20 protein-coding genes are annotated in these 26987 nt (G+C 70.3%); 18 read left to right on the forward strand and 2 right to left on the reverse strand.

What is annotated here, in order from left to right; genetic code table 11:
* Nucleotides 1-65: 65 nt before the first annotated feature.
* The 8 genes from PH203_RS10990 (at nucleotide 66) to PH203_RS11025 (ending at nucleotide 8658) form a co-directional block, all read left to right on the forward strand.
* Nucleotides 66-1172, forward strand: coding sequence for a quinone-dependent dihydroorotate dehydrogenase (locus PH203_RS10990; RefSeq protein ID WP_289919167.1), 1107 nt, complete (start codon nucleotides 66-68; stop codon nucleotides 1170-1172).
* Nucleotides 1169-2014: an orotidine-5'-phosphate decarboxylase gene (pyrF, locus tag PH203_RS10995; RefSeq protein WP_289919170.1), complete on the forward strand. Its 846-nt coding sequence runs from the start codon at nucleotides 1169-1171 to the stop codon at nucleotides 2012-2014. Before PH203_RS10990 ends, pyrF begins: the two co-directional genes overlap by 4 nt.
* Before the next feature lie 299 nt (nucleotides 2015-2313).
* Entirely contained in the window at nucleotides 2314-2637 is a 324-nt protein-coding gene (locus PH203_RS11000; protein WP_003977346.1) for an integration host factor, read from the forward strand.
* A 60-nt stretch (nucleotides 2638-2697) separates the two neighbouring features.
* Entirely contained in the window at nucleotides 2698-3255 is a 558-nt protein-coding gene (gmk, locus tag PH203_RS11005) for a guanylate kinase (RefSeq protein WP_289919172.1), read from the forward strand.
* Between the two features lie 81 nt (nucleotides 3256-3336).
* A complete protein-coding gene (rpoZ, locus tag PH203_RS11010) occupies nucleotides 3337-3609 on the forward strand; it encodes a DNA-directed RNA polymerase subunit omega (protein WP_003982715.1) in 273 nt (90 codons plus the stop codon).
* Between the two features lie 139 nt (nucleotides 3610-3748).
* Nucleotides 3749-4951 carry a bifunctional phosphopantothenoylcysteine decarboxylase/phosphopantothenate--cysteine ligase CoaBC gene (coaBC, locus tag PH203_RS11015; RefSeq protein WP_289919456.1) on the forward strand — a complete coding sequence of 401 codons (1203 nt, stop codon included), beginning with the start codon at nucleotides 3749-3751 and terminating at the stop codon, nucleotides 4949-4951.
* A gap of 240 nt (nucleotides 4952-5191) precedes the next feature.
* Nucleotides 5192-6400: a methionine adenosyltransferase gene (gene metK, locus PH203_RS11020; protein WP_289919223.1), complete on the forward strand. Its 1209-nt coding sequence runs from the start codon at nucleotides 5192-5194 to the stop codon at nucleotides 6398-6400.
* Nucleotides 6401-6507: 107 nt separating this feature from the next.
* Nucleotides 6508-8658, forward strand: a complete 2151-nt coding sequence (locus PH203_RS11025; RefSeq protein WP_289919224.1) for a primosomal protein N' — start codon at nucleotides 6508-6510, stop codon at nucleotides 8656-8658.
* Nucleotides 8659-9107: 449 nt separating this feature from the next.
* Here the strand turns inward: PH203_RS11025 and PH203_RS11030 are convergent, their stop codons facing one another.
* Entirely contained in the window at nucleotides 9108-9650 is a 543-nt protein-coding gene (locus PH203_RS11030) for a hypothetical protein (RefSeq protein ID WP_289919225.1), read from the reverse strand.
* A gap of 264 nt (nucleotides 9651-9914) precedes the next feature.
* Between PH203_RS11030 and fmt the strand changes: the two genes are divergently transcribed.
* Nucleotides 9915-10847, forward strand: coding sequence for a methionyl-tRNA formyltransferase (gene fmt, locus PH203_RS11035; RefSeq protein WP_289919226.1), 933 nt, complete (start codon nucleotides 9915-9917; stop codon nucleotides 10845-10847).
* Nucleotides 10848-11150: 303 nt separating this feature from the next.
* Nucleotides 11151-12578, forward strand: coding sequence for a transcription antitermination factor NusB (locus tag PH203_RS11040; protein ID WP_289919227.1), 1428 nt, complete (start codon nucleotides 11151-11153; stop codon nucleotides 12576-12578).
* Between the two features lie 98 nt (nucleotides 12579-12676).
* On the opposite strand, the gene PH203_RS11045 is transcribed toward PH203_RS11040, so the two are convergent.
* Nucleotides 12677-14818, reverse strand: coding sequence for an MMPL family transporter (locus tag PH203_RS11045; RefSeq protein WP_289919229.1), 2142 nt, complete (start codon nucleotides 14816-14818; stop codon nucleotides 12677-12679).
* A 161-nt stretch (nucleotides 14819-14979) separates the two neighbouring features.
* Between PH203_RS11045 and rpe the strand changes: the two genes are divergently transcribed.
* The 8 genes from rpe to PH203_RS11085 all read left to right on the forward strand — a co-directional run bounded on the left by rpe (nucleotide 14980) and on the right by PH203_RS11085 (nucleotide 26970).
* Nucleotides 14980-15666, forward strand: a complete 687-nt coding sequence (gene rpe, locus PH203_RS11050) for a ribulose-phosphate 3-epimerase (protein WP_289919231.1) — start codon at nucleotides 14980-14982, stop codon at nucleotides 15664-15666.
* Nucleotides 15667-15744: 78 nt separating this feature from the next.
* Nucleotides 15745-16788, forward strand: a complete 1044-nt coding sequence (locus PH203_RS11055) for a sugar-binding domain-containing protein (RefSeq protein WP_289919232.1) — start codon at nucleotides 15745-15747, stop codon at nucleotides 16786-16788.
* A gap of 40 nt (nucleotides 16789-16828) precedes the next feature.
* On the forward strand, nucleotides 16829-17209 hold the full coding sequence (locus PH203_RS11060) for a ribonuclease domain-containing protein (RefSeq protein WP_289919234.1): 381 nt from the start codon (nucleotides 16829-16831) through the stop codon (nucleotides 17207-17209).
* Complete coding sequence (locus PH203_RS11065; RefSeq protein WP_289919238.1) at nucleotides 17206-17508, forward strand: barstar family protein; 303 nt, start codon at nucleotides 17206-17208, stop codon at nucleotides 17506-17508. The genes PH203_RS11060 and PH203_RS11065 overlap by 4 nt, the downstream gene beginning before the upstream one ends.
* Nucleotides 17509-18337: 829 nt before the next feature.
* The gene (locus PH203_RS11070; RefSeq protein ID WP_289919240.1) at nucleotides 18338-19252 is read left to right on the forward strand and encodes a hypothetical protein; all 915 of its coding nucleotides are present in this window, start codon (nucleotides 18338-18340) and stop codon (nucleotides 19250-19252) included.
* Nucleotides 19249-21297 (forward strand): caspase family protein, encoded by a 2049-nt coding sequence (locus tag PH203_RS11075; protein WP_289919243.1) that lies wholly within the window; start codon nucleotides 19249-19251, stop codon nucleotides 21295-21297. Before PH203_RS11070 ends, PH203_RS11075 begins: the two co-directional genes overlap by 4 nt.
* Entirely contained in the window at nucleotides 21294-22439 is a 1146-nt protein-coding gene (locus PH203_RS11080; protein ID WP_289919244.1) for a MoxR family ATPase, read from the forward strand. The genes PH203_RS11075 and PH203_RS11080 overlap by 4 nt, the downstream gene beginning before the upstream one ends.
* 40 nt (nucleotides 22440-22479) lie before the next feature.
* Nucleotides 22480-26970 carry an SAV_2336 N-terminal domain-related protein gene (locus PH203_RS11085; RefSeq protein ID WP_289919245.1) on the forward strand — a complete coding sequence of 1497 codons (4491 nt, stop codon included), beginning with the start codon at nucleotides 22480-22482 and terminating at the stop codon, nucleotides 26968-26970.
* The last annotated feature ends 17 nt before the right edge of the window (nucleotides 26971-26987 follow it).

Below are 26987 nucleotides of genomic sequence, written 5' to 3' on the forward strand. Positions count from 1 at the left end.
CGGTGTCCCCCTCTTCATGAGGCTCACGCTTCGTGGGGCTCACAAGGCTTCAAGAGGACACCGACATGTACAAGCTTTTCTTCCGTCTGGTTTTCAAACGGATGGACCCCGAGAAGGCTCACTACCTGGCCTTCCGCTGGATCCGCCTCGCCGCCCGCATCCCGGTGCTGCGCACCTTCGTCGCCGCCGCGCTCGCGCCCCGCTACGAGGAACTGCGCACCGAGGCCTTCGGGCTGCGTATGCACGGTCCCTTCGGGCTCGCCGCCGGCTTCGACAAGAACGCGGTCGCCGTCGACGGCATGTCGATGCTCGGCTTCGACCACGTCGAGATCGGCACGGTCACCGGGGAGGCCCAGCCCGGCAACCCCAAGCAGCGCCTCTTCCGGCTCGTGAAGGACCGCGCGCTCATCAACCGCATGGGCTTCAACAACGAGGGCTCGCTGGCCGTAGCGGCCCGCCTGGCGTCCCGTACGCCCGTCTTCAGGACGGTCGTGGGCGTCAACATCGGCAAGACCAAGGTCGTCCCCGAGGCCGAGGCCGCCGCGGACTACGTGAAGTCGACCGAGCGGCTCGCGCCGTACGCCGACTACCTGGTCGTGAACGTCTCCTCGCCGAACACGCCCGGGCTGCGCAATCTGCAGGCCACCGAGGCGCTGCGGCCGCTCCTGAGCGCCGTCCGCGAGGCCGCCGACCGTACGGTCACCTCGCGCCGCGTCCCGCTCCTGGTGAAGATCGCACCCGACCTCGCCGACGAGGACGTCGACGCCGTCGCCGACCTGGCCGTCGAGCTCGGTCTGGACGGGATCATCGCGACGAACACCACCATCGCGCGCGAGGGCCTCGGTCTGACATCCGAACCCTCGCTCGTCAAGGAGACCGGCGGCCTGTCCGGCGCCCCGCTCAAGGCCCGCTCCCTGGAGGTGCTCAGGCGCCTCTACGCGCGCGTGGGCGACCGGATCACCCTCGTGGGCGTCGGCGGCATCGAGGACGCCGAGGACGTCTGGCAGCGCATCCTCGCCGGTGCCACGCTCGTACAGGGCTACAGCGCGTTCATCTACGAGGGGCCCTTCTGGAGCCGCGCGATCCACAAGGGGCTCGCCGCACGCCTGCGCACGAGCCCGTACGCCACGCTCGCCGACGCGGTCGGCGCCGACGTAAGGAAGACGGCATGAGCTCTCATGCACCCTTCGGCGCACGCCTCCGTCGCGCCATGGACGAGCGCGGGCCGCTGTGCGTCGGCATCGACCCGCACGCCTCCCTGCTCAGCGAGTGGGGTCTGAACGACGACGTGGCCGGTCTGGAGCGGTTCAGCCGCACAGTCGTCGAGGCGCTGGCCGACCGGGTCGCCGTACTGAAGCCGCAGAGCGCGTTCTTCGAGCGCTTCGGCTCGCGCGGTGTCGCCGTCCTGGAGAAGTCGGTCGAGCAGGCGCGGGCGGCCGGCGCGCTGGTCGTCATGGACGCCAAGCGCGGCGACATCGGCTCCACCATGGCCGCGTACGCCGAGTCCTTCCTGCACAAGGACTCCCCGCTGTTCTCGGACGCGCTGACCGTCTCGCCGTACCTCGGCTACGGCTCGCTGTCGCCGGCGGTCGCGCTGGCCCGGGAGAGCGGCGCGGGCCTGTTCGTGCTCGCGCTGACCTCCAACCCCGAGGGCGGCGAGGTGCAGCACGCGATCCGCGCGGACGGCCGGAACGTCGGCGCGACGATGCTAGGGCACCTGGCGGCCGAGAACACGGGGGAGGAGCCGCTCGGGTCCTTCGGCGCGGTCGTAGGGGCCACGCTCGGCGATCTGTCGTCCTACGACCTCGACATCAACGGTCCGCTCCTCGCGCCCGGTATCGGCGCCCAGGGGGCCACTCCGGCCGACCTTCCCAAGGTGTTCGGCGCCGTGGTGCACAACGTCGTCCCCAACGTCAGCCGGGGCGTTCTGCGGCACGGGCCCGACGTCGGCGCGCTGCGGGGGGCCGCCGAACGGTTCGCGGAGGAGACCAGGGCTGCCGTGGCGCTCGTATGACGGTCGCATGACGGTCGTGCGGGGCGTTCGAGACGGGCTCGGGAGACCTCCGATGAGTACTTCCAGGGTGACTTGAGGCTGAATACATCCTCAAATCCGGGGCAGTATGTCTGAAATGTCCGGCCTGACGGAGGCTGACCAGGACTTTTCCGCTGTTCTCGCTGACTCTGGCGGACTTGGCCGCTAGTCTCCGAGCAGAGTCAACGGGCAAGCGTGTTGCTCGTGGCTCGCCAGGTGTGGGGCGACTAGGTTCCTCACCGGTCCGTATCCGACAGTTCAACATCCGAGGTGACGTAGGCGTGGCTCTTCCGCCCCTTACCCCTGAACAGCGCGCAGCCGCGCTCGAAAAGGCCGCCGCGGCTCGCCGGGAGCGGGCCGAGGTCAAGAATCGACTCAAGCACTCCGGCGCCTCTCTTCACGAGGTCATCAAGCAGGGCCAGGAGAACGACGTCATCGGCAAGATGAAGGTCTCCGCCCTGCTCGAGTCCCTGCCGGGCGTGGGCAAGGTCCGCGCCAAGCAGATCATGGAGCGTCTGGGCATCTCCGAGAGCCGCCGCGTGCGGGGTCTCGGTTCGAACCAGATCGCTTCTCTGGAGCGTGAGTTCGGCAGCACCGGTTCCTGAGTCCGGCGCAGTCCGGACCGGGAGTCCCGGGCACTCCGGGATTGCTGGAATAATCGCTGCATGAGTGAACGTCCGCGGCTGACCGTGCTCTCCGGCCCCTCAGGGGTCGGCAAGAGCACGGTCGTCGCCCATATGCGCAAGGAACACCCCGAGGTCTGGCTCTCGGTGTCGGCGACGACCCGGGGGCCCCGCCCCGGCGAGAAGCACGGTGTCCACTACTTCTTCGTCAGCGACGAGGAGATGGACAAGCTGATCGCCAACGGCGAGCTGCTCGAGTGGGCCGAGTTCGCCGGCAACCGCTACGGCACTCCGCGCAACGCGGTGCTGGAGCGGCTGGAGGCGGGTGAGCCGGTCCTGCTGGAGATCGACCTCCAGGGTGCCCGGCAGGTCCGCGAGTCCATGTCGGACGCCCAGCTGGTGTTCCTGGCCCCTCCCTCCTGGGAGGAGCTCGTGCGCAGGCTCACGGGACGTGGCACCGAGCCGCCCGAGGTGATCGAGCGCCGTCTTGAGGCGGCGAAGGTCGAGCTGGCGGCCGAGCCCGAGTTCGATGTGACCTTGGTCAACACCTCCGTCGAGGACGTGGCGCGCGAGCTGCTAGCCTTGATGGACGTTGTGTGATCGTGCCTGATCGTTCGATCCTTGATCGTTCGAGGCCCGGTCATCCACTGTGAATCTTTCCCACCCATCGGAAGGCAGAGCGTGTCCTCTTCCATCACCGCGCCCGAGGGCATCATCAACCCTCCGATCGACGAGCTCCTCGAGGCCACCGACTCGAAGTACAGCCTCGTGATCTACGCGGCCAAGCGTGCGCGCCAGATCAACGCGTACTACTCGCAGCTCGGCGAGGGCCTCCTCGAGTACGTCGGTCCGCTCGTCGACACCCACGTGCACGAGAAGCCGCTGTCGATCGCGCTCCGCGAGATCAACGCGGGTCTGCTGACGTCCGAGGCCGTCGAGGGCCCGGCGCAGTAAGTAGTATTTCCGGCTTTGAGCTGGCTTTTCCACAGGCCCGGCAGCGCGACTGTCGGGCCTGTGGTCTGCGCGGGGGTGCGGGGGTCGTCCCCCGCTGTGATGCAGCATGGAGTCCAAGGTTCTAGGGATGGGAGACCTGGTGGACAAGCCGAGGGTCGTGCTGGGGGTCAGCGGTGGCATCGCCGCGTACAAGGCCTGTGAGCTGCTGCGGAGGCTGACGGAGTCGGGCCATGACGTGCGCGTCGTCCCCACCGCTTCCGCGCTGCACTTCGTGGGCGCGGCGACCTGGTCCGCCCTCTCCGGCAACCCCGTCTCGACCGAGGTGTGGGACGACGTCCACGAGGTGCCGCACGTCCGGATCGGGCAGCACGCCGACCTGGTGATCGTCGCCCCCGCCACCGCCGACATGCTCGCCAAGGCGGCCCACGGTCTCGCGGACGACCTGCTCACCAACACGCTCCTGACCGCCCGCTGCCCGGTCGTGTTCGCGCCCGCCATGCACACGGAGATGTGGGAGCACCCGGCCACCCAGGAGAACGTGGCCACCCTGCGCCGCCGGGGCGCGGTCGTCATCGAACCGGCCGTCGGGCGTCTCACCGGCGTCGACACCGGCAAGGGCCGGCTGCCCGACCCGGGAGAGATCTTCGAGGTCTGCCGCCGGGTCCTCGCCCGCGGTGTCACCGAGCCCGACCTCAGGGGCCGGCATGTCGTCGTCAGCGCCGGCGGCACCCGTGAGCCCCTCGACCCGGTCCGCTTCCTCGGCAACCGCTCCTCCGGCAAGCAGGGGTACGCCCTCGCCCGTACCGCCGCCGCGCGCGGGGCGCGTGTGACGCTCATCTCCGCCAACACCGGGCTGCCGGACCCCGCAGGAGTGGACGTCGTCCCGGTCGGCACGGCCGTACAGCTGCGGGAAGCCGTCCTGAAGGCGGCCGCGGACGCCGACGCGGTCGTCATGGCCGCCGCGGTCGCCGACTTCCGGCCGGAGACATACGCGGCCGGAAAGATCAAGAAGAAGGACGGCCAGGACCCCGACCCGATCGTCCTGGTGCGGAATCCGGACATCCTGGCCGAGATCTCGGCCGACCGTGCCCGCGCCGGCCAGGTCGTCGTCGGATTCGCCGCCGAGACCGACGACGTGCTGGCCAACGGCCGCACGAAGCTCGCCCGCAAGGGCTGCGACCTCCTCGTCGTCAATGAGGTGGGGGAGCGCAAGACTTTCGGGGCGGAGGAGAACGAAGCAGTGGTGCTGGGCGCCGACGGCACCGAGACACCGGTTCCGCACGGTCCGAAGGAGGCCTTGGCCGAAATCGTGTGGGATCTGGTGGTCGAGCGCCTGAAGTGAAGGTTCTCGGCGGGTGGAGCGCCGGTCGAGCAGGGCAGATTGAGGTGTGGCGCCCCTGGCCAAGCCCGCTCGGGATTGGGCAGAATGCCCGTGCCGCAGGTCACAGCGCTCCCGACTGTCGAGACAGGTGAGCCCGTGGCCGAGCGCGACCGATAAACTGTTCTCGGACGATGCCGGGCGCAGCCCCCGAGCCCGTCCGCCCATGATCAGCCAGCAGCCGCTGCAACCCCAGGGAGCGTTGTGTCCCGTCGTCTGTTCACCTCGGAGTCCGTGACCGAGGGTCACCCCGACAAGATCGCTGACCAGATCAGCGACACCATCCTCGACGCCCTGCTGAAGGAGGACCCGGCCTCCCGGGTCGCGGTCGAGACCCTGATCACGACCGGTCTGGTGCACGTGGCCGGTGAGGTCACCACCAAGGCGTACGCGCCGATCCCCCAGCTGGTGCGGGACAAGATCCTCGAGATCGGCTACGACTCCTCGAAGAAGGGCTTCGACGGCGCCTCCTGTGGTGTGTCGGTGTCCATCGGCGCGCAGTCGCCGGACATCGCGCAGGGTGTCGACACGGCGTACGAGTCCCGGGTCGAGGGCGATGAGGACGAGCTGGACAAGCAGGGCGCGGGCGACCAGGGTCTGATGTTCGGTTACGCGACGGACGAGACGCCGACGCTGATGCCGCTGCCGATCTTCCTGGCGCACCGTCTGTCGAACCGTCTGTCCGAGGTCCGCAAGAACGGCACGATCCCCTACCTGCGTCCCGACGGCAAGACGCAGGTCACCATCGAGTACGACGGCGACAAGGCCGTCCGCCTCGACACCGTCGTGGTCTCCTCGCAGCACGCCTCGGACATCGACCTGGAGTCGCTGCTCGCTCCCGACATCCGCGAGTTCGTCGTGGAGCCGGAGCTCAAGGCGCTCCTCGACGAGGGCATCAAGCTCGACACCGACGGCTACCGTCTCCTGGTCAACCCGACCGGTCGTTTCGAGATCGGCGGTCCGATGGGCGACGCCGGCCTCACCGGCCGCAAGATCATCATCGACACCTACGGCGGCATGGCCCGTCACGGTGGCGGTGCCTTCTCCGGCAAGGACCCGTCCAAGGTGGACCGTTCGGCCGCGTACGCCATGCGCTGGGTCGCGAAGAACGTCGTCGCGGCGGGCCTTGCCTCCCGCTGCGAGGTCCAGGTCGCCTACGCCATCGGCAAGGCCGAGCCCGTCGGTCTCTTCGTCGAGACCTTCGGCACCGCCAAGGTCGACACCGACAAGATCGAGAAGGCCATCGACGAGGTCTTCGACCTCCGCCCGGCCGCGATCATCCGCGACCTCGACCTGCTCCGCCCGATCTACGCCCAGACCGCCGCGTACGGCCACTTCGGCCGTGAGCTGCCCGACTTCACGTGGGAGAAGACGGACCGCGTGGACGCGCTGCGCAAGGCGGCGGGGCTGTAAGGCTCGGCGCCACGGATTTTGTGAGGCCCGGTGTCCCCTTGGGGGCGCCGGGCCTCGGTGCGTTCGGACGGCGCTGGTTGTCAGTGCTGTTTGGTAAGAATGCAAGGGTGAGCAGCGAGGACGAGCAGGTTGGCGGGGGTGAGGGGGCGGGGCCTGAGCAGCTTGCGTTCATTCGGGAGAGTGTGCGGAAGGCGAAGGTGCCGCGGGCCAAGCCGCGGACCTGGCGGGGGGCCGCGCTGGCCAAGGAATTGCCGGTTGCTCGGGTGCTTGTCGACAAGGGTGTGCTGCATCTCGACCGGTACTTCGATTACGCCGTGCCTGAGGAGCTCGATGCCGAGGCGCAGCCCGGGGTGCGGGTTCGGGTCCGGTTCGGGGCCGGGCGGGGGCGGGTTCGGGACGGGCGGCGTGAGGGTGGGGGGCTGATCGACGGGTTTCTCGTCGAGCGCGTCGCCGAGTCCGACTACGCCGGGCCGTTGGCCGCGCTGGCTCAGGTCGTGTCGCCGGAGCCGGTGCTCAGCGCGGAGCTTCTGGGGCTTGCCCGGGCTGTCGCCGATCGGTACGCGGGGAGTCTCGCCGATGTGCTGCAGCTCGCCGTGCCGCCGCGCAGTGCACGGGCCGAGCAGCGGGATTCGGGTGTGGCTCTGCCGCCGCCGGGGATGCCCGAGGTCGGGTCCTGGGGGCGGTACGAGCGCGGGGGAGCGTTCCTGCAGGCGCTGGCCTCTGGAGGGGCGCCTCGGGCCGTCTGGAATGCGTTGCCCGGGCCCGAGTGGAGCGAGGAGGTGGCGCGGGCCGTCGCCGCCACGCTGGCGTCCGGGCGGGGGGCGCTGGTGGTGGTGCCGGACGGGCGGGCCGTGGCCCGTGTCGACGCCGCGCTGACCTCTCTGCTGGGGGAGGGGCGGCATGCCGTTCTGACCGCTGATGCCGGGCCCGAGAAGCGGTATCGGGAATGGCTGGCCGTGCGGCGGGGGACCGTGCGGGCCGTCGTGGGGACTCGGGCCGCCATGTTCGCGCCCGTGCGGGATCTCGGGCTGGTCGCCATCTGGGACGACGGCGACGACAGCCACAGCGAGCCGCACGCCCCGCAGCCCCATGCCCGTGAGGTGCTGCTGTTGCGGGCCGCACTGGACAGGTGCGGGTTTCTGCTGGGGAGCTGGAGCTGCACCGTCGAGGCCGCGCAGCTCGTGGAGAGCGGGTGGGCTCTGCCGCTCGTCGCCACGCGGGAGCAGGTGCGGGGGGCCGCGCCGCTCGTACGGACCGTCGGGGACGGCGATCTGGCCCGGGACGAAGCCGCACGCGCCGCTCGGCTGCCGACCCTTGCCTGGCAGGCCGTCAGGGAGGGGCTGAAGCACGGGCCGGTGCTGGTGCAGGTGCCGCGGCGGGGGTACGTGCCGCGGATGGCCTGTGCCAACTGTCGGGCGCCTGCGCGGTGTCGGCACTGTTCTGGGCCGCTTGAGGCTCAGGAGGGTGTGGACGCCCTTGAGTGCGGGTGGTGCGGGCGTGCGGAGGGTTCCTGGCACTGTGCCGAGTGCGGGGGGTTCCGGCTGCGGGCTCAGGTGGTCGGGGCTCGGCGGACCGCCGAGGAGCTGGGGCGGGCGTTTCCGGCCGTGCCGGTGCGGACGTCCGGGCGGGAGCATGTGCTGGACACCGTGCCGGGGGCCCCTGCGCTGGTGGTGAGTACGCCGGGGGCCGAGCCGGTGGCCGAGGGCGGGTACGCGGCGGCGTTGCTGCTCGATGGGTGGGCCATGCTGGGGCGGCCCGATCTGCGAGCCGGGGAGGATGCGCTGCGGCGGTGGATCGCCGCGGCGGCGCTGGTGCGGCCGCAGGGGGCCGGGGGGACCGTGGTGGTCGTTGCCGAGCCCACGTTGCGGCCTGTGCAGGCGTTGGTGCGGTGGGATCCCGTGGGGCATGCGGTGCGGGAGCTCTCCGAGCGGGCGGAGCTGGGGTTTCCGCCGGTGTCCCGGATGGCGGCGGTGTCGGGGACGGGGGAGGCGGTCGCTGCGTTTCTCGGGGCGGTGGAACTTCCGGAGGAGGCGGAGGTGTTGGGGCCTGTGCCCATGGCGGTGACGGCTGTGCGGGGGCCGCGACGAGTGGGGGCGCCGCCGCCTGGGGAGCAGTGGGAGCGGGCGTTGGTGCGGGTGCCGCCGGGGAAGGGCGCGGCGTTGGCTTCCGCGTTGAAGGCTGCGCAGGCTGCGCGGATGGCCCGGGGGAGTGGAGAGGTTGCGGTGCGGGTGCGGATTGATCCGCCTGACATCGGGTGACGGGTGTGGGCGGGTTGGGGTTTGGATTTCCCGTCCGCAGCACCCGTGCTGCTTCGTCGTCAGGTGCGGGTGGTTCCCGTGGGGTGGCGGGGAGCGCTGTCGGCGGCGGGCCGTTGGCGGTGGGTGGGTTGGGCGGGGGAGGACAGGATCACCAACTGCTCACTCGGAGCCGTCCCAGCATGCGTCTGCCCTCCCAGGGCGTCCCGGGAGGGCAGGAACTGGTGGCCCAGGACAGCTGAGAGGGCAGGGGCCGACCTTGCAGGACGGCCCGAAGGGGGCAAGGCCGGCGTCGAGTGGCAGCCTGGAAGGGCGCGCCCGGTTTCGGGCGGCACCCGAGGGACAGGTCCGGTATCGGGTGGCAGCCCCGAGGGCAGGCCCGCTGCCGGATGGCAGGCCGAAGAGGGGCGGTCGGCGTCGGCGGGCAGTGCGAGCGGGGAACCCCCCTTGTGTCAGCCGTTGCGGGGGCCCGGGAAGGCTGTGGGTCTGACCTCGTCCCGGAGGGTGGGGCTGCCTGCTGTGGGCTGGGTCGGCATGGAGCGGGCCGCGGGGACCGTCGGCATGGTGGGCATGCCGGTGTTGACACTGACGGTGCGGGTGGCCGACGGGTCCGTGGCGCGCTCGGCCTCGGCGGCGGCCTGGGCTGCGGCGCGGCGGGCGCCGTAGCGGCGGTGAACCGCCTGTTTGGTGACGCCGAGGGCCGAGCCCACCGCGTCCCACGAGAAGCCGAGCGAGCGGTCGAAGTCGACCGCGGCCGTCACCAGGGTCTCGACGCTGTCCCGCAGCTCCTGCGCGAGACGGACCGTCGGGGCAGGAGCGCGTCCGTAGACGACGAAGCCCGTGGAGGGGCCGGAGCGGCGCGGGCGGTAGACGTTCCCCAGCTGGGCGGTGAGTGTGCGCAGCGCGTCCACCTGCCGGCGGACCCGCTCGATGTCCCGCACCAGCAAGTGCAGGCTGGCCCGAGCCTGGGCGTCGTGGGTTGCGTGGTCGGCCATGAACAAGCCTCTCGAACCGGCGATGAAAAGGATCGGGCCGCGACTGCGGCCCGAAGTGGTCAACTCTTTCTTGACCAACGCGGGATCGCTCCACGGGTCACGCATTGGGGGCGCAGCGGCATATGCGTGCGCCCCGGGAGGCGAGTGCGCGCCTCGGTGCCGGTGACGTCCTCGGCCGAGCTCGCCGTCGGCGGTATTTCCTTCCGTGGTCATAGACTTGTGCGTTGCCCGCACCGCCCCCGCCCGAGAGGCCCGAACCCACCCATGAAGCTCGTCTTCGCCGGTACCCCCGAGGTCGCCGTTCCCGCACTGGACGCCCTGATCGCCTCCGGGCGTCACGAGGTGGCCGCCGTCGTCACGCGGCCCGACGCGCCGGCCGGGCGTGGACGCAGGCTGATCGCGAGTCCGGTGGCCGAGCGGGCCGAGGAGGCGGGCATCGAGGTGCTGAAGCCCGTGAAGCCGCGGGACCCGGAGTTTCTGGAGCGGCTGCGGGAGATCGCGCCCGACTGCTGTCCCGTCGTCGCCTACGGGGCGTTGCTGCCGCGCGTGGCGCTCGATGTGCCCGCCCATGGATGGGTCAATCTGCACTTCTCGCTGCTGCCCGCCTGGCGTGGGGCCGCACCCGTGCAGCACTCCATCATGGCGGGCGACGAGATCACCGGTGCCTCCACCTTCCTGATCGAGGAGGGCCTCGACTCCGGGCCCGTCTACGGCACCGTCACCGAGGAGATCCGGCACACCGACACCAGCGGCGACCTGCTCACCCGGCTCGCCTTCGCCGGCGCCGGGCTGCTCGCGGCGACCATGGACGGGATCGAGGACGGCACCCTGAAGGCCGTATCGCAGCCTGCCGAGGGCATCACCCTCGCCCCGAAGATCACCGTCGAGGACGCGCAGGTCGACTGGGCCACGCCCGCGCTGCGGGTCGACCGGGTCGTGCGCGGGTGCACGCCTGCGCCGGGTGCCTGGACCGTGTTCCGCGGCGAACGGCTCAAGCTCATCCAGGTGCAGCCGGTGCCCGACCGCACCGGCCTGGCCCCCGGGCAGCTGGCCGTCGGCAAGAACAACGTCCACGTCGGCACCGGCTCCTACGCGGTCGAGCTGCTGTGGGTGCAGGCCCAGGGCAAGAAGCCGATGAAGGCCGCCGACTGGGCGCGTGGCGTGCGGATCGGCGAGGGCGAGACGCTGGGCGCCTGACCCCTGCGACGGCTCGCGGTCGACCTCCGGGATGGCTCGCGGCCGACCTTCGCAACCGGCTCTGCCCGACAGGCCGTGCGCGGGGGCCTCCGGCAGGCGGTGCGTGACCTTGTGGTGGGCCGGGCCGGGCCAGGGGGCTCCGGCATCCCCGTGAGTGACCTTCCGGCAGCCCCTGTCCGACCTCCCCGGCGGTCCGTCCCCGCCCCTCCGACGCCCCCTCCGAGCCCCTCGCCTGGTCACCGGCGCACGAGTGGGACGTACGCTTGGTGTCAGTCCCGTCGATACATCCGGAGCACCTTTTTCGTGAGTGAGCAGTCCCGTGGGCCCCGCCCGTCCGGCAAGCCCTACCGTCGGCCCAAGAAGGACCCCGTCCGTATCCTCGCCTTCGAGGCGTTGCGGGCCGTGGACGAGCGGGACGCGTACGCCAATCTCGTGCTGCCGCCGCTGCTGCGGAAGGCGCGGGAGAAGGAGGGACCCGACAAGTTCGACGGGCGGGACGCCGCGCTGGCCACCGAGCTGGTGTACGGGACGCTGCGGCGCCAGGGGACGTACGACGCTGTCATCGCCGCGTGTGTCGACCGGCCGCTGCGGGAGGTCGACCCGCCGGTGCTCGATGTGCTGAGCCTCGGTGTTCATCAGCTGCTCGGGACGCGGATCCCGACGCATGCCGCCGTCTCCGCCTCCGTCGAGCTCGCGCGCGTGGTGCTCGGTGACGGGCGGGCGAAGTTCGTGAACGCCGTGCTGCGCAAGGTCGCGCAGGACGACCTCGACGGGTGGATCGCGCGTGTCGCGCCACCCTACGAGGACGATCCCGAGGACCATCTCGCCGTCGTGCACTCCCACCCCCGCTGGGTCGTCTCCGCGCTGTGGGACTCGCTCGGCGGGCCGCGGGCCGGGATCGAGGAGCTGCTCGAGGCCGACAACGAGCGGCCCGAGGTGACTCTCGTCGCCCGGCCCGGCCGGGCCACCACCGAGGAGCTGCTGCGGGAGGAGGCCGCCGTCTCCGGGCGGTGGTCGCCGTATGCCGTGCGGCTGGCGGAGGGCGGCGAGCCCGGGGCCATCGACGCCGTACGGGAGGGGCGTGCGGGGGTGCAGGACGAGGGCAGCCAGTTGGTGGCCCTCGCGCTCGCCAACGCGCCTGTCGAAGGGCGCGACGAGAAGTGGCTCGACGGGTGTGCGGGACCGGGGGGCAAGGCCGCGCTGCTCGCCGCGCTGGCCGCGGAGCGCGGGGCCGTGCTGCTGGCCTCCGAGAAGCAGCCGCATCGGGCCGGGCTGGTCGCCAAGGCGCTGGACGGGAATCCGGGGCCGTATCAGGTCATCGCCGCGGACGGGACCAAGCCGCCGTGGCGTTCCGGGAGCTTCGACCGGGTGCTCATGGATGTGCCCTGCACCGGACTTGGGGCGTTGCGGCGGCGGCCCGAGGCGCGGTGGCGTCGGCGGCCGGAGGACCTTGAAGGGTTCGGGCCGTTGCAGCGAAGCCTGCTGAAGACCGCGCTCGATTCGGTGCGGGTCGGTGGGGTCGTGGGGTACGCGACCTGTTCGCCGCACCTGGCCGAGACCCGGGCGGTCGTCGAGGACGTGCTCAAGCAGTGGCCGGACGCCGAGCTGATCGATGCGCGGCCGTTGCTGCCGGGGGTTCCCGGGCTCGGCGAAGGGCCTGATGTGCAGTTGTGGCCGCATGTGCACGGGACCGATGCGATGTATCTGGCGCTGATCCGTCGGACGGGGTGACGGCGCCGCGCCCCTGACGGCGCCGCGCCCCTGACGGCGCCGCGCCCCTGACGGCGCCGCGCCCCTGACGGCGCCGCGCCCCTGACGGCGCCGCGCCCCTAGGGGGTCTGGGAGACCCTTTCCGCTTCGGTCACCACCGGTGCGTCGCCGTCCTCCTCGGCCAGCTTGCTCGGCCACCACACCTTCGCTCCCACGTCCAGGAACAGCGACGTCACCAGGACCGAACGCACGATGAACGTGTCCAGGAGCACGCCCAGCGCCACCGCGAAGCCGATCTCCGCGAAGCCGACCATCGGGAGCGTGCCGAGGGCGGCGAAGGTGCCCGCCAGCACCAGGCCCGCCGAGGTGATGACGGCGCCCGTCGCCGCCAGCCCCGTGACCACGCCCGGACGCGTTCCCTGGCGGGCCGCCTCCTCGCGGATCCGGGTGGTCAGGAAGATGTTGTAGTCGATGCCCAGGGCGACCAGGAAGACGAAGACGAAGAGCGGGAAGTCCGTTGTCTCGCCCGCGTAGTCGAAGAGGTACCTGAAGGCCAGGGCGCTGATCCCCAGAGCCGCCGCGAAGGACAGGATCACCGTTCCGATCAGGAGCAGCGGGGCGATCAGGGCGCGGAGCAGGGCGCACAGGATCAGCATGACGACGACGAGCACCAGCGGGATGATCAGGATGTTGTCGTGCGTGGTCGCCTTGTCCATGTCTAGCAGGGAGGCCGTACCGCCGCCGACCTGGGCGTCGGCGTCCGGGATCGCGTGGACGGCGTCACGGACGCGTTCGACGGTCTGTTTCGCCGCCTCGCTGTCCGCCGGGTCGGTCATCGTCGCTTCGAAGAGGACCTTGCCTTCGTTCGACGGTTTCGTGCCCGGGGGCAGGCCGAGGGAGGTGGGGACCACGCCCCGGGTGGCGGCCACCGCCTCGCCGACCTGCCGGGCCTGGGCCTCGTTGCTGATGACGACCAGGGGGTCGCCGGCGCCGGCCGGGAAGTAGCGGGCCGAGACCTCCTGGCCGACGATCGAGTCCGGTTTGCCGGTGAAGGCGTCCGCGTTACTGATGCCCTCGGCGCGGAGCTGGATCAGGCCGAGCGAACACACGGCCAGGATCAGGGCGGTGGCGGCCCAGACCATGCGGGGGCGGCGGGCGATACGGCGGCCCATGCGGGCCCAGAGGCCGGTCTCGATGCGGTCCGGGTCGCCGTGGTGCGGGACGACCGGCCAGAAGATCCAGCGGCCGAAGATCACCAGCAGGGCGGGGAACAGGGTCAGCATCGCCAGCAGGGCCACCGCCACGCCGATCGCCGCGACCGGGCCCAGCCCACGCGTGGAGTTCATCTCCGCGGCCAGCAGTACCAGCATGCTCAGGACGACCGTCGCACCGGAGGCGATCACCGCCGGGCCCGCCCGGTGCAGGGCCAGGGCCATCGCCTCGTGGCGGTCCTCGTGACGATGGAGTTCCTCGCGGTAGCGGGCGACCAGGAGCAGGGCATAGTCCGTCCCCGCGCCGAAGACCAGGACGGTCAGGATGCCCGCGCTCTGGCCGTTGACGGTCAGGCCCGCGTGTTCCGCCAGGAGGTAGATCAGGGCCTGCGCCGTGAACAGGGCGGCGATGACCGAGAGCAGCGGGACCAGCAGGAGACTGGGGCTGCGGTAGGTGATCAGGAGCATCACGATGACCACGCCCATGGCCGACAGCAGCAGCGTGGAGTCGATGCCCTCGAAGGCCTCGGAGAAGTCCGCCGAGGTGCCGCCCGGGCCGGTGATGTGCACGGCCAGTCCGTCGCCGCCCTCGCCGACGTCATCACGGATGGAGTCGACCGCGGGAGCGATCTCCTCCCAGCCCTTCTCGTCCATCGTGATCGGTACGAAGATCTGGGCCGCGCGCGGGTCCGTCTCGCGGTCGTAGACGGGGCCCTGGGTCTCCGCGCCGCGGATGCCGTGTGCGCGCAGTTCCTCGAGCTGCCGGGCGTCCTCGGCGATCTGCGCCCGGTCCTGGGCGGTCAGGCCGTCCTCACGGGCGTAGACGACGACCGCGGGGATCTGTTCGGGCCTGAAGTCCTTGGAGATCTCCAGGACCTGGGTGGACTCCGCCGAGCCGGGCAGCCAGGAGGCGGCGTCGTTGTCCTGGGCGTCGGTGAGTTTCTGGGCGAAGGGCGCCGTCAGGAACAGGGCGACCAGCCACAGCACCAGTACGACCCATTTGGCGCGCCGTCCGCACACGAGGTGCCCGATCCCACGCTTGTCACTCATACCAACCCCCGCAACCACGCCCCGTAAGGGGCGCGGGACCGTGACATCTGCGGCTCGGCCGCGCGGGCGCGACCAGCCATATACGGCCCGCACCGGACAAATGACCGTACCCACCTGGTACCCATGCGGCCAACCCCCGGAGGGCATGGCAGGCTTGGGCTATGGCCGCGCAGATCAACCCCAGCATTCTGTCCGCAGACTTCGCCCGCCTCGCGGACGAGGCGAAGGCGGTGGAGGGAGCCGACTGGCTCCACGTCGACGTCATGGACAACCATTTCGTCCCGAACCTCACGCTCGGTGTGCCGGTCGTAGAGTCCCTGGCCCGTGCGACGGACACTCCGCTGGACTGCCATCTGATGATCGAGGCCCCCGATCGGTGGGCGCCCCAGTACGTCGAAGCGGGGGCGGGTTCCGTCACCTTCCACGTCGAGGCGGCCGCCGCTCCGGTCCGGCTCGCCCGGGAGATCCGGGCCAAGGGCGCCCGTGCCTCCATGGCGCTGAAGCCCGCGACGCCCATCGAGCCCTACGAGGATCTGCTCCCCGAGCTCGACATGCTGCTGATCATGACGGTCGAGCCGGGATTCGGGGGACAGGCGTTCCTCGACATCATGCTCCCGAAGATTCGCCGCACCCGCGAGTTGATCAGCAAGCACGGCCTTGAGCTGTGGCTCCAGGTCGACGGCGGGGTCTCGGCCGCCACCATCGAGCAGTGCGCGGACGCGGGCGCCGATGTCTTCGTCGCCGGCTCGGCCGTGTACAGCGCGTCCGACCCGGCCGAGGCGGTACGTGCACTGCGCACCCGAGCCGAGGAGGCGACCGCCAAGGCGAGCTGGGCATGCGGCCACTGAGCCACAGGAACGTGAACGGCTCCCATCAGGGCTGATCAAGTCCGCCGGATCTGCAAGGATGAACGGCGAATCCAGAGTGTGAACAGCAGTGAGGAGATGGCCGTGTCGGGTATGTCGGCGGGCCGGTCAGCCATGCGGATGGGACCCGCTGAGCTGGTGCAGGCGGCGGCGATGGCCCGCCGCTTCTACCTCGAGGGCAAGTCCAAGATCCAGATCGCCGAGGAGTTCGGCGTCAGCCGCTTCAAGGTGGCCCGGGTTCTGGAGACCGCCCTCGAACGGGATCTCGTGCGCATCGAGATCCGTGTGCCGGCCGAACTGGACGCCGAGCGCTCGGACGCGCTCCGTGCCCGGTACGGCCTCAGGCATGCCGTCGTGGTGGAGTCCCCGGCCGAGGCGGAGGACTCTCCCGACCCCGAGAACCTCGGCGAGACGGCCGCCGACCTGCTCGGCGAGCTCGTGAACGAGGGCGATGTCCTGGGACTCGCATGGGGCCGTTCCACCATCCACATGGCGGCGGCTCTCGACCGGCTGCCGCCGTGCACGGTGGTGCAGCTGACGGGTGTGTACGACGCCGGGACCGCCGAGCGCGGCTCGGTGGAGGCGGTACGGCGGGCCGCGCAGGTCTCGGGCGGCGACGCCCATCCGATCTACGCGCCCATGCTGCTGCCGGACGCGGCCACCGCGGCCGCGCTGCGCAACCAGACGGGGATCGCCCGGGCCTTCGAGTACTTCGACAAGGTCACGGTCGCCTGTGTGTCAATCGGCTCCTGGGGGCCGGGTGTCTCGACGGTGTACGACATGCTCAGCGAGGAGGAGCGGGCGCACTACTCGACCCTCGGCGTCGCCGCGGAGACCTCCGCGCACCTCTTCGACGCCGACGGTCGCCGGGTGGGCCGGGACCTGGGCGAGCGGTGCATCACCGTCAAGGCGGACCAGCTCCGTCGGATCCCCGAGGTCGTGGCGATCGCGGGCGGGGCGCGCAAGGCGATGGCGATCGACGCGGTGCTGCGGTCCGGACTCGTCACCAGCCTGGTGACGGACACCTCCGCGGCGGATGTGCTGATGACGGCGGGGCCGACGCCCAAGCCGGCGCTGAACCGCTCCGACCCGGACGGACCCTGACGGAAGGTCATGAGGGGGCGGCCGTGGCAGCGTGGACGGCATGCTGCTGCGGTTCGTCCCCCGGGTGCTGGTCTGTCTCCTCGTACTGCTCGCCGGGTGTGCCTCCGGTGAGGCCGGCCGGGACGATCCGTCCTGGGCCGCCGGAATGGCCACCGTCCAGGAGGCGCGGCTGCCCGCCCAGGCCCGCGAGACCCTCGCCCTCATCGACGAGGGCGGCCCCTACCCCTATGCCAAGGACGGCAGCGTCTTCGGGAACTTCGAGGGGCTGCTGCCCGCGCACAAGCGCGGTTACTACCACGAATACACCGTCCCCACGCCGGGCTCGCGCGATCGCGGGGCCCGGCGCATTGTCACGGGGCGGGGCGGCGAGATCTACTACACCGATGATCACTACGACTCGTTCAGGGCGGTACTGAGATGACGGACGTCGTGGCCACGCTGGACCTCGACGGAGTCACGGACAAGGCGAGCCTGATGGACCGCTGCGCCCGGGACCTGCGACTGCCGGACTACTTCGGCCGCAACTGGGACGCGCTCGCCGACGTCCTCTCCGACCCGGGACTGTGGCCCGAGGGCGCCGCCGAGGAGCGGATCGTCGTCGTACGGAACTGGGAGCGGTACGCCGAGGCGCGGCCGGACGAATGGGCGGTCGCGCGGGAGGTGTTCTCGGGGGCTGGGGCGCTCACTGTGGCGCTTGCTCTCGGAGGATCCTCCAAGTAGGGCTCTGACCTGCCTGGATGTTTTGCCCGGGCATCGCATTCCGGTTGACATGGGACAATGAAGTACGTGCTCTTCCCCCTGGCTGACCTGTCCGGGGGCCACCTCTGATCGACTGGGATGTGCAGCACGTGCGTTTCCTCAACGACATCCAGCCCGCGTACGACCTGTCGGTGGACGGGTTGGTTGGGCTGGCGAGGCCGATCTGCTGACGCCGCCGGGTGCGCTAGCCGACGTGGTCGGCCCGCTCGGACACACTCTGGCCGGTGGCTAGTTGGCATGCGAACGATGCGTTGAGACGACGTCTCGCACTGGTGAACGTGACACACCACTCGACACTCCCCCACAGACCGGCAGGGTGCATCGGACAGGAACGGTGGCCCCTTCCAGGCGGGTTCGGGCGCCTGGTCCTTTAGGGATCTCCTGAACCTGCCCTTTCCTGGGTCTTGTTGACTACCTTGGCGCTATCGTCCCCTACGAGCGGGATGTACAAGGGGGACGGCGCGCGATGCGATTTCTGTTTGTCCACGGCACCGGTGTGCGGCGGGAACGACATGACAAGCTTTTCGCCAGGATCAGCGAACGCCTCACTGGACGCTTCCCGGAGGCGGCCGTCTCCTCCTGTTTCTGGGGTGAGGAGTTCGGGGCGGCCCTGAGTATGGGAGGTCGTTCCATACCCGGTCGGAGTGGTACACGTGGCGCCGGCGACGAGCTTTCCACGGTCTCGCCGCCTGATCGGGAGGCCGCGGAGTGGGCGCTGCTGCTTGCTGATCCGTGCTGCGAACTGCGGGTGCTGGCTTACGTGGAGGCTGACACCAGGGCGGGGTTCAGTATGCCGGGCGTACGTCCGGCGGGTGCCGAGGTTCTGGACCTGCTGGTCAAACTCCCGGCGGACCTGGCCGAGGGCGACGAGCTCGGCGATCTGCTGCGCGTGACCGGCCTGGAGCCTTACTACGCCGGGGCGTTGGCCGACATCGGTGCTTCGACGGAAGCCGCCCGGGCCGCCGCCCGGGCCGTGCAGGAGCCCGCCGCTCGCGAGTTGGCGGTTGCCGTGGCCAGGGCACTGGTAGGTGCGTCCCTCGCTGCCGCGGACATCGACGCCGACTGCACGGGCGCCGAACGGGACCGCATGGTCGCCGTGCTCACGGCTCGGCTCGGCGGTGATGCCAGGGTGCCGGGCGGCAGGGCGGCGGCGGTCTTGACGAAGCTCGCGATGCGCGCGACGACCCAGCCGGCTCTCAACCTCTGGCGTGGCAGACTCACCGAGTCGGCCACGCCGGCCCTTGGTGACATTCTCCGCTACCAGGCTAGGGGTGAGGCGCTGAGAGAGCATCTGCGCGGCCGGATCAGCGAGGATGACAGCCCGTCCGTGCTGATCGGGCACAGTCTCGGCGGGGTCGCGCTCGTCGATCTGCTGGCTCAGAGTGCCGCGCGGGGGGAGCCGGTGGCCGGCCCCCGGCTCCTGGTCACCGTCGGCTCCCAGGCTCCCTTCCTGCATGAACTCGGGGCCCTGGCGGGACTGTCGCCGGGCGCCGTACGGCTTCCGGAGGGATTCCCCCGCTGGCTGAACATCTACGACCGTCAGGACCTCCTCTCCTTCGTTGCCGAGCCCGTCTTCCGGGACGATCCCCGCGTCACCGACCACGAGGTCAGCAGTCGACAGCCTTTCCCGCCGAGCCACAGCGCGTACTGGAAGATCGACGCCGTCTACGACCGCATCGCCGGGGCCGTGGCGGAGCTGAGGTGAGCGCCCCGAATGACCTGGTTCCCACGACGCTGTGCCCGGAGCGGACCTTCGCGCTGGTCGTGGGAGTGGAGCGGTATGCGATCGACCCGACCTGGGACCTGAGGGGAGCGGCGAGCGATGCCCTGCGCTTCGCCGAGTGGCTCACTGGCTCGGCCAAGGTGCCGCCCGGCAACGTCCGGCTGCTGCTGTCCCCGGTGGCCGCCGAGGAACTGGACTGGTCGGCCACCCCCGAGCTGACGGCTCTGAGCAGGCTGTGGCGGCCCGCGACCGAGGAGAACGTGAAGAACGCGCTGCTCGTCGAACTGGCCCAGTGCGACGGCGACATGTTGTGGATCTATTGGGCGGGCCACGGCTTCCTCAGCCCTCGGCGCGACATGATGCTGGCGTGCGCCGATGCCGACGTGGGCCAGGTCCGGCATCTCAACCTCGACTCGGCGCTCAATTGGTGGGACACCGACAAGGTGCAATATCCACGCTTTCCGCTCCAGGCGGTCCTCGTCGACGCCTGCCGCATCGACTCGCGCGAGAGCGGACTGAATTTCGGCAGCAACGACTACGGCAGCGGGAACGTCCAGGTCGGTCGACGGCAGTTCATGCTGTACGCCTCCCGCCCCGGCGAGGCGGCGAAGAACGACACCGAACGCCAGGCGGGCCAGTTCACCGAGGCCCTGCTTGACGAACTGGCCGGTCGCTCGTTGCCCGACTGTGTCAGCGACCTCGCGGACATCGGGCGTGCCGTCCACGGCCGGTTCGAAGAACTGCGCCGACGCGGTGAGGCCTGGCAGCTCCCGCAGTTCATCAAGGACCGTGGCTGGGACGCGTGTTCGTTTCTCGACGATGGCATGCCGCACGCGCCGAAGGCCGCCCGGCTCGACCAGCGGGCCTGGGATGGACTGGGTGAGGCTTTCGCGGGCCACGCCCTGCCCCGGCACACCCATGATGCCTACGCCTGGGCATTCCGGGCCGCTGGCTGCACCACGCCGGTGCGGGAGGGACTGCCGGGAGACAGTCTGATCGACATCGCCCGGGACCTTGACGAACGGCAGGGCCGGAACTCGGGCATGCCGTTGACCGTGCCGTTCGTACGGTTTCTCGCCGACCGAGCCGGACCGGCGGACAGCGCGTGGGCGCAGGGACTGCTGAACTGGGTCGAGGAGACCCGGGACCGGCTTGATGTAGCGGCTCTGCCGCCGCCCCCGCCTGCCCCTTGCAGCACCGTGCTGCACCTGAGGCTGGATCCGGTCGGCGAGGAGACCTATCGGGTTCGCATGTGGCGGCGGCGTGAGACCGTCACCTTTGTGTGGGAGTCCGGCGAGTGTCCGCTGCGTTTCGATGAGGTCCGTGAGGCGCTCGGCCATCAGCTCAAGCTCCTGCAAGCAGAGTTGGGAGCGATCGGTGAGGGGGATCGGAGCTCCGAGGTGGAACGGGTCGAGTTCCATGTGCCCTTCGAGCTGCTCGACATCGCCTTCGACCGGTGGGAGGTACCCGCCGGACGGGGCGGCCGGATGAGGCCGCTGGGTGTGTTGCACCACGTGGTCGTCCGCTGCCCGGAGGAGCGGGAGAACGCCCAGGCGGCATGGGAACGCAAGTGGGGTTGGCTGAGGACCCAGGGCGGCAAGTACCCGGAGGCGGTGCGCCTGGTCAAGGAAGCACAGCTGAGGGGCGACCTAGGCGTGCGCCTGCGCAGCGGCAGGACACCGGCCTGCCTGGTGGCGGACTTGTCCGGCGCGCAGACGGAGGACCTGCTCGACGCGGTGCTGGAAAGCGGCGTACCGGCGGCCGTGTGGTGGCGCGGCGGCACACCGGCGGCGGATGACGCCGATCTGCGCGAAGAGTTGACCCGTCTGCTGGAACCGAACGACGAGGGCAGACCGACGGCGAACGTACTGGCACTACCGCAACGGGTTCACGAACTGCGCCTCGAGCGTCTCACGGCCGACAGCGGTCTGACCCTGCTGTGGGACGATCCCGACTGCATGGTGGAGACACAGTCCCTGCGCGGCTCACCGGCCAAGGACCCGGCCCGGGCGGCGGCCCAGCGATGAAGGAACCGAAGAAGGAACCAGGGGGCGCCCCGATGGAGGCGACGGCGAAAGACTGGTGGCTCTACCGGGGGGCCGGCGAACCGGCCGAGCGGCTCGCGCGCCTGCAGGAGACACCACCGCCGCCGTGGCGCGACTACCCCGGCACACCCGACCCCGCCTATCGGCCGCCCGGCTGCGAGGGCCAGGCGTGGGACCGGACGCTGGAACGGGGTGCGGGTTACGTTCCGGACGAGGCCGAGACGGACGTCGTGAACACCGCTCTGTATCTGCGCCGCCCGCTTCTGGTCACCGGCAAGCCCGGTGTCGGCAAGTCGACGCTCGCCCACAGCATCGCCGCCGATCTGGGCCTTGGTCCTGTACTGCACTGGCCCATCACCAGCCGCACCGTCCGGCGTGATGGCCTGTACCTGTACGACGCCATCGGCCGCCTCCAGGAAGCCAACCTGGAGCAGCTGGTGCGGGGGGCGGCGTCCCGCACCACCGCCACGACGACCACCGCGACGGTGACCACGACCGAGACCACCTCCACGGACGGCAGCCCGGACCCGGCGTCCTCCATCGGCCGTTTCCTGCGTCTTGGCCCCCTCGGCACAGCCCTGCTGCCCCAAGACCAGCCGAGGGTGCTGCTGATCGACGAGATCGACAAGAGCGACATCGACCTGCCCGGCGACCTGCTCACCCTCTTCGAGGACGGTGGCTTCGAGATCCCCGAACTGGCCCGACTGTCCTCGGACACACCCGAGGTGGACATCGCGACCGCCGACGCACCGGACGACCTCGTACGCATCCGGGACGGGCGCGTGCAGTGCCGCTACTTCCCCATCGTCGTCCTCACCAGCAACGGCGAACGCGAGTTCCCCCCGGCCTTCCTGCGCCGTTGCGTCCGGCTCAATCTCGAAGCACCCGGCCGTGACAAGCTGGCTCGGATCATCCGTCAGCGGCTCGGCGTGGACGTGCCGGAGGGATCCGAATACGACCGGCTCCTCACGGACTTCCTGGAGCGCAGCGCGGACGGGGACCTGGCGACGGACCAGCTCCTCAACGCCATTCAGCTCCGGCTGAGCAGGACCTGGGGGGCCGAGGAGGATCGTAAGCGATTCCTCGAAACCGTGATGCAGCACCTGACAGGACCCTCTGCATGACCGGGAAACTGTGCCGGGCCGGCCGGATCCGGGGCGCGCCGTGATCGAGGAGCTGCTGGCCGCGTTCGCCGAGGACCGGACGGAAGTCGGCGTGGAGGAGGTCGCGGACATCCTGTGGCTGGCGGCGCGCGTGGACGCCGCCTCCCGCCCCCGCCGCACGACGGAACCGCCCGGCGTCGAGCCGGCCGTTCCCATCGCCACGCAGCCGCCCGACTTGAACCAGCGATCGGCAGAGTCCGGGCGGGAACCCGACGCGCAGCTGTTCCCGCCCGGCCGGGCCCCGGCCGGGAAGGACGCAGAGGGCGACGGCCGCTGGGGCGTACCCTTGCGCGTGCCACGGGCGGACACGCTGCCAGAGCCCCTCGCCCTGATGCGTGCCCTGAGGCCCGTGGGACGCCGCGCCATCGGCGGCACCGGCGATCAACTCGATGAACAGGCGACCGTGGAACGCACCGTTGAGTGCCGGTTGCCGACCCCGGTCCATCTGTCGGCCGAGCGCGCCTGGCTGGACCTGGCCTTGGTCGTCGACACCCACCACTCGATGCTGCTGTGGCAGGACCTTGCCGAGGAACTGCGCCGGACGCTGACCCGCAGTGGCGTTTTCCGGGACGTACGGACCTGGTACCTGTCCGGCACGGAGAACAACGCCGCTCCGATGGTTGCCCACCGGCGGGGCGCCCCGCCCCGCGGCCCGTCGGAGCTTGCCGACCCCGCCGGGCATCGGCTGATCCTGGTCCTGACGGACACCGTGGCTGACGGCTGGCGCGGCGGAGCGCTGCACGAGGTACTCGCCCATTGGAGCGGACACAATGCGGTCGCCGTCCTCAACGTCCTGCCTGAACGCCTGTGGCCCCGGACCTCAGTACGCCCGGTACCGCTCCGGTTTGGCGCGGAGCGGCCCGCGTCGGCCACCCGTTCCTGGCACCACACCGCCACCGGCCCTCGCGCACGCCTGCGCCGTCGCCGCAGCAATCCGGCGGGGGTCGTACCGATGGTCTCGGCATCCCCCGAGAGCCTGACGCGTCTCGCTCGAGTGGTTGCCGGGGACTCCAGCCGCCAGCTCATGTCCTGCCTCCAGCTGGACATCAGATCGTTCTGCGATCCCTCGCCCCGGCCTCCGGTGACCGACACCGGGCCCGACGGGCTGGAGGCAGTCGAACGCTTCCGCGCAGGCGCCTCACCCCTCGCCCAACAACTCGCTGCCTATCTGGCGGCCGTCCCGCTGACCCTCCCGGTCATGACACTGGTGCGACGGTCCCTGCTCCCCGACTCCGAACAGGGCCACCTCGCCGAAGTCGCCCTCGGCGGGCTCTTCGAGCCCTGGGGCACGGCTTCGGCACCCGCCCCGGCCACCGACCTGTCCTTCGACTTCCTCCCTGGTGTACGGGAGGCGCTCCTGGGCTCCCAACGCCGCAGCGAGGTGGCCGCCGTACGGGAACTGGTTCGACAGAAGGTGTGGGACTACCTCGAGCGGCAGCAGGGAGCGACCAGGGAGTTCACGGCGGTCAGGGTGGCTCGGGGGGCGGGCGGACGGCGTCGGGTGGGAGCGAAGGAGGCGTTCGCCGCGCGGTGGAGGGCGAGCGGGGGTGCTGTTCGTGGTGCCGGGCTCGAAGGCCGTCTGGTCACGGTAGTGACGGCCGCTGCGGGCTTCGATGCTATCGGCCTGATGCTGACTCCACGGCTGGTGCTGACCTGCCTGGGGGCACATATCGCCGACCGGACAAATCACCTGGTGCGCGTCGATGGCAGGGGAGTCGGCGCGGCGCGTATCTGGAAGGAGGATGGCAGGAAATTTGGCGCCGGCCTGCTCCTGGCGACTGACGACCTGGTCGACGCGCAGACATGGGAGGCGCGGGGGCTGCGGCGGCTGCGTTGGGGGGCTGCTGGCTCGGGCGGGACGCTGGCTGTGGACATTGATGCCCTCTCCAGGATGGGCGACCCGGTAAGACTCGGCGGACATGCCCATCCAGGCCAGAAGAATTTTGAGGTGGAGATCGACGCCCCCTTCCCGCCGCAGGGACGGCCACAACTGCTGGGGGCACCACTGTCCCGGGCAGGCGGCTTCGAAGGACTGATCGTCGAGGAGCACCGTCAGCGCGGCCGACTCCTGGCACGACCCGCACACGAACTTCTCCAGGACGAGAGTTTCCGGATCACGCTGAGCCGGTACATGACCGTGCCGTCGCAGAATCAGGAGGAAGAGGTCGTCCTGACGGCACTGCCCCATCTGCACGCACCCCTACGGATGGCCATCGACCTGAAGCTGAAGCATCAGGAGCGGTCCAGCCAAGCTGTGAACCGGGTCGCGAACGTATTGGACGACATCATGCGTCACCACGAAATCGAGCGTGGTCGAATCCTCGCACAGCGCGGGCCGGTCCAATCCGACCTACTCCTCGAGTTTTACGGCCGCTTCGCTCTCTGGGACCTGGGCCGCCTACTCTCCGAACTTCCCGGCGCTGTGACCGACTTCGGGGGGCTCGGTAGCTCTGCCGTCCTGGGCGCCGCGGTCGCGACCACGAGCGACTATCCGGGCGACGGGGAGCAGGACGCGGCGACCCGTATGGTCCGCGCACCGGAGTTCCAGCACCGACTCGGCGAGATGGCAGCGGCAGAGGGCGAGGAAATGCTGTCCCTGGCTGTGTCCCGCCGTGTGCTGCACCAGATCACCGAGACGCTCGGTCCGCATGTCGAGCGGATGTTCCGTCCGCTCGACACTGCCAAATCCAGGGGGCCTGAAGGCTGGTTCTGGAGTGCCGACCCTCAACGTCTGAGCTGGGACCTGGCGCGGTCGGTGAAAGTTCGCATTGAACCAACCGACCTCGCGCCCCTGTTGCTGCGCTGTCCGGCCGACGTCTCCGTCCGGAGCACCGAGGGCTGCAGCGGTCGTGTTGTGCCGGGACACCAGACCTGCCTGGAGCACCTGCCTCCGGCGGCCCGATCGGCCTATCTTAGGACCCTTGCTCCCGGCGCGCCGGTCGACTTCAGCGGCACGACCTTCGACCATTCCTTGCTGGGCGAACTCCTCGACGCAGTACGGGACTCGGAGGGGCATGTGCGTCTGGGGCAGGCGGACTTCGGCGATGCCGTGTTCACCGGGGACTGCGACTTCCGCGAGGTCGTGTTCGTCGATGATGCGTATTTCCGCAGCGCGGTGTTTCACGGTGCCGCACGATTCTCCAGGGTGTTTTTCACCAGGGCCTGTGATTTCGGTCAGGCCGTGTTCCACGGACTGGTCTCCTTCAACGAGATCTCGGTCCTCGGCGACGTGTCGATGGATCAAGCTACCTACCACGCAAGCGCGGACTTCGCCCGGTCCCGCTTCGAAGATTCCGTCGCGCTGACCGGCGTGACCTTCCACGCATCCGTTTCCTTCAAGGGGGCGGCCTTCCGTGGAGACACGTCCTTCAACGGAAGCACGTTCAAAGAGGCGTCGTGGCAGACCGCGCACTTCGAGGCAAGGGGTTCGTTCGACGGCACGACCTTCCTCGGACCCGCGCACTTCGAGGAAACGAACTTCCGTGGGGACACGTCCTTCAACGGAAGCACGTTCGAAGAGGCGTCGTGGCAGACCGCGCACTTCGAGGCAAGGGGTTCGTTCGACGGCACGACCTTCCTCGGACCCGCGCACTTCGAGGAAGCCCGCTTCGACGACGATGTCTCCTTGAACGGCTCGACCTTCGCTTCCGATCTGAGTTTCGAGGACGCTCGCTTCCGTGCCAGGGCGAGCCTCCAAGGGGTCACGTTCGCGAGACTGGTTACCTTCGGCGGCGCACGTTTTGACGACCCGGCCCAACGTGCCGCATTAAACGCGCTCGTGATCGAAACCTTCTCCCTTCGCAGGGTGGTCACCCGTGCCCGAGCCGTCCTCGTTGATTTCGATCCCGTCATCTGCAGGCTCTTCGCCGGCCAACCTGCCGAAGCGCTCGCCGACCGCCTCCACAGGCGTGCCGCACAAGCAGGTTTGTTCGAGCCGCGGCTGACCGACATCAGCGACCCCTATGAGGTGCTCCGGACTCTTGCCCTCAGCCACTCCAACAGACCCGAGTTGGACGAACTGGAACAGCTCCTGACGCGGGAGGAGCTGGCTGCGGCAGCCTTCGCGTTTCCGACGCCGTGGGCCGATTTACTGGTGCGCACCTGGTCTGCGCTGGGAACGCGGCTGGCCGTCTTGGGTAACTGCTCGGAGCAGACGGTGCTGCGCTATCTCCACTCGCGAGACCTGGCGTCGGTGGTTGGCCACGTCTACGGCCGCCGGTCGATCCCCCCGTATCTCGACGCATTCCGGAGCACCATTGAGCGTGCTTTGCAGGACATGGACGTTTCAGCGGAGAACGCGCTACTGCTCAGCTCGAACCCGGTCGCCCTCGCGGCCGCCCGGGCGGTCGGGGTTCGCAGCCTTGCGTACGCCGGCAACCAACGGCAGACCGAACTGCTGCGCGGGGCAGTAGCGGACGGGGTGGTCTCGTCCCTGGAGGCAGTGCTCGACGAGGTCCGGCGGATGCCCGGGGACCCCCCGACCCCCGACTGACCCCGCACCACCTCTCG

Origin of the sequence: Streptomyces sp. S.PB5, from assembly GCF_030403745.1 — a bacterium.
Lineage (GTDB): Bacteria > Actinomycetota > Actinomycetes > Streptomycetales > Streptomycetaceae > Streptomyces.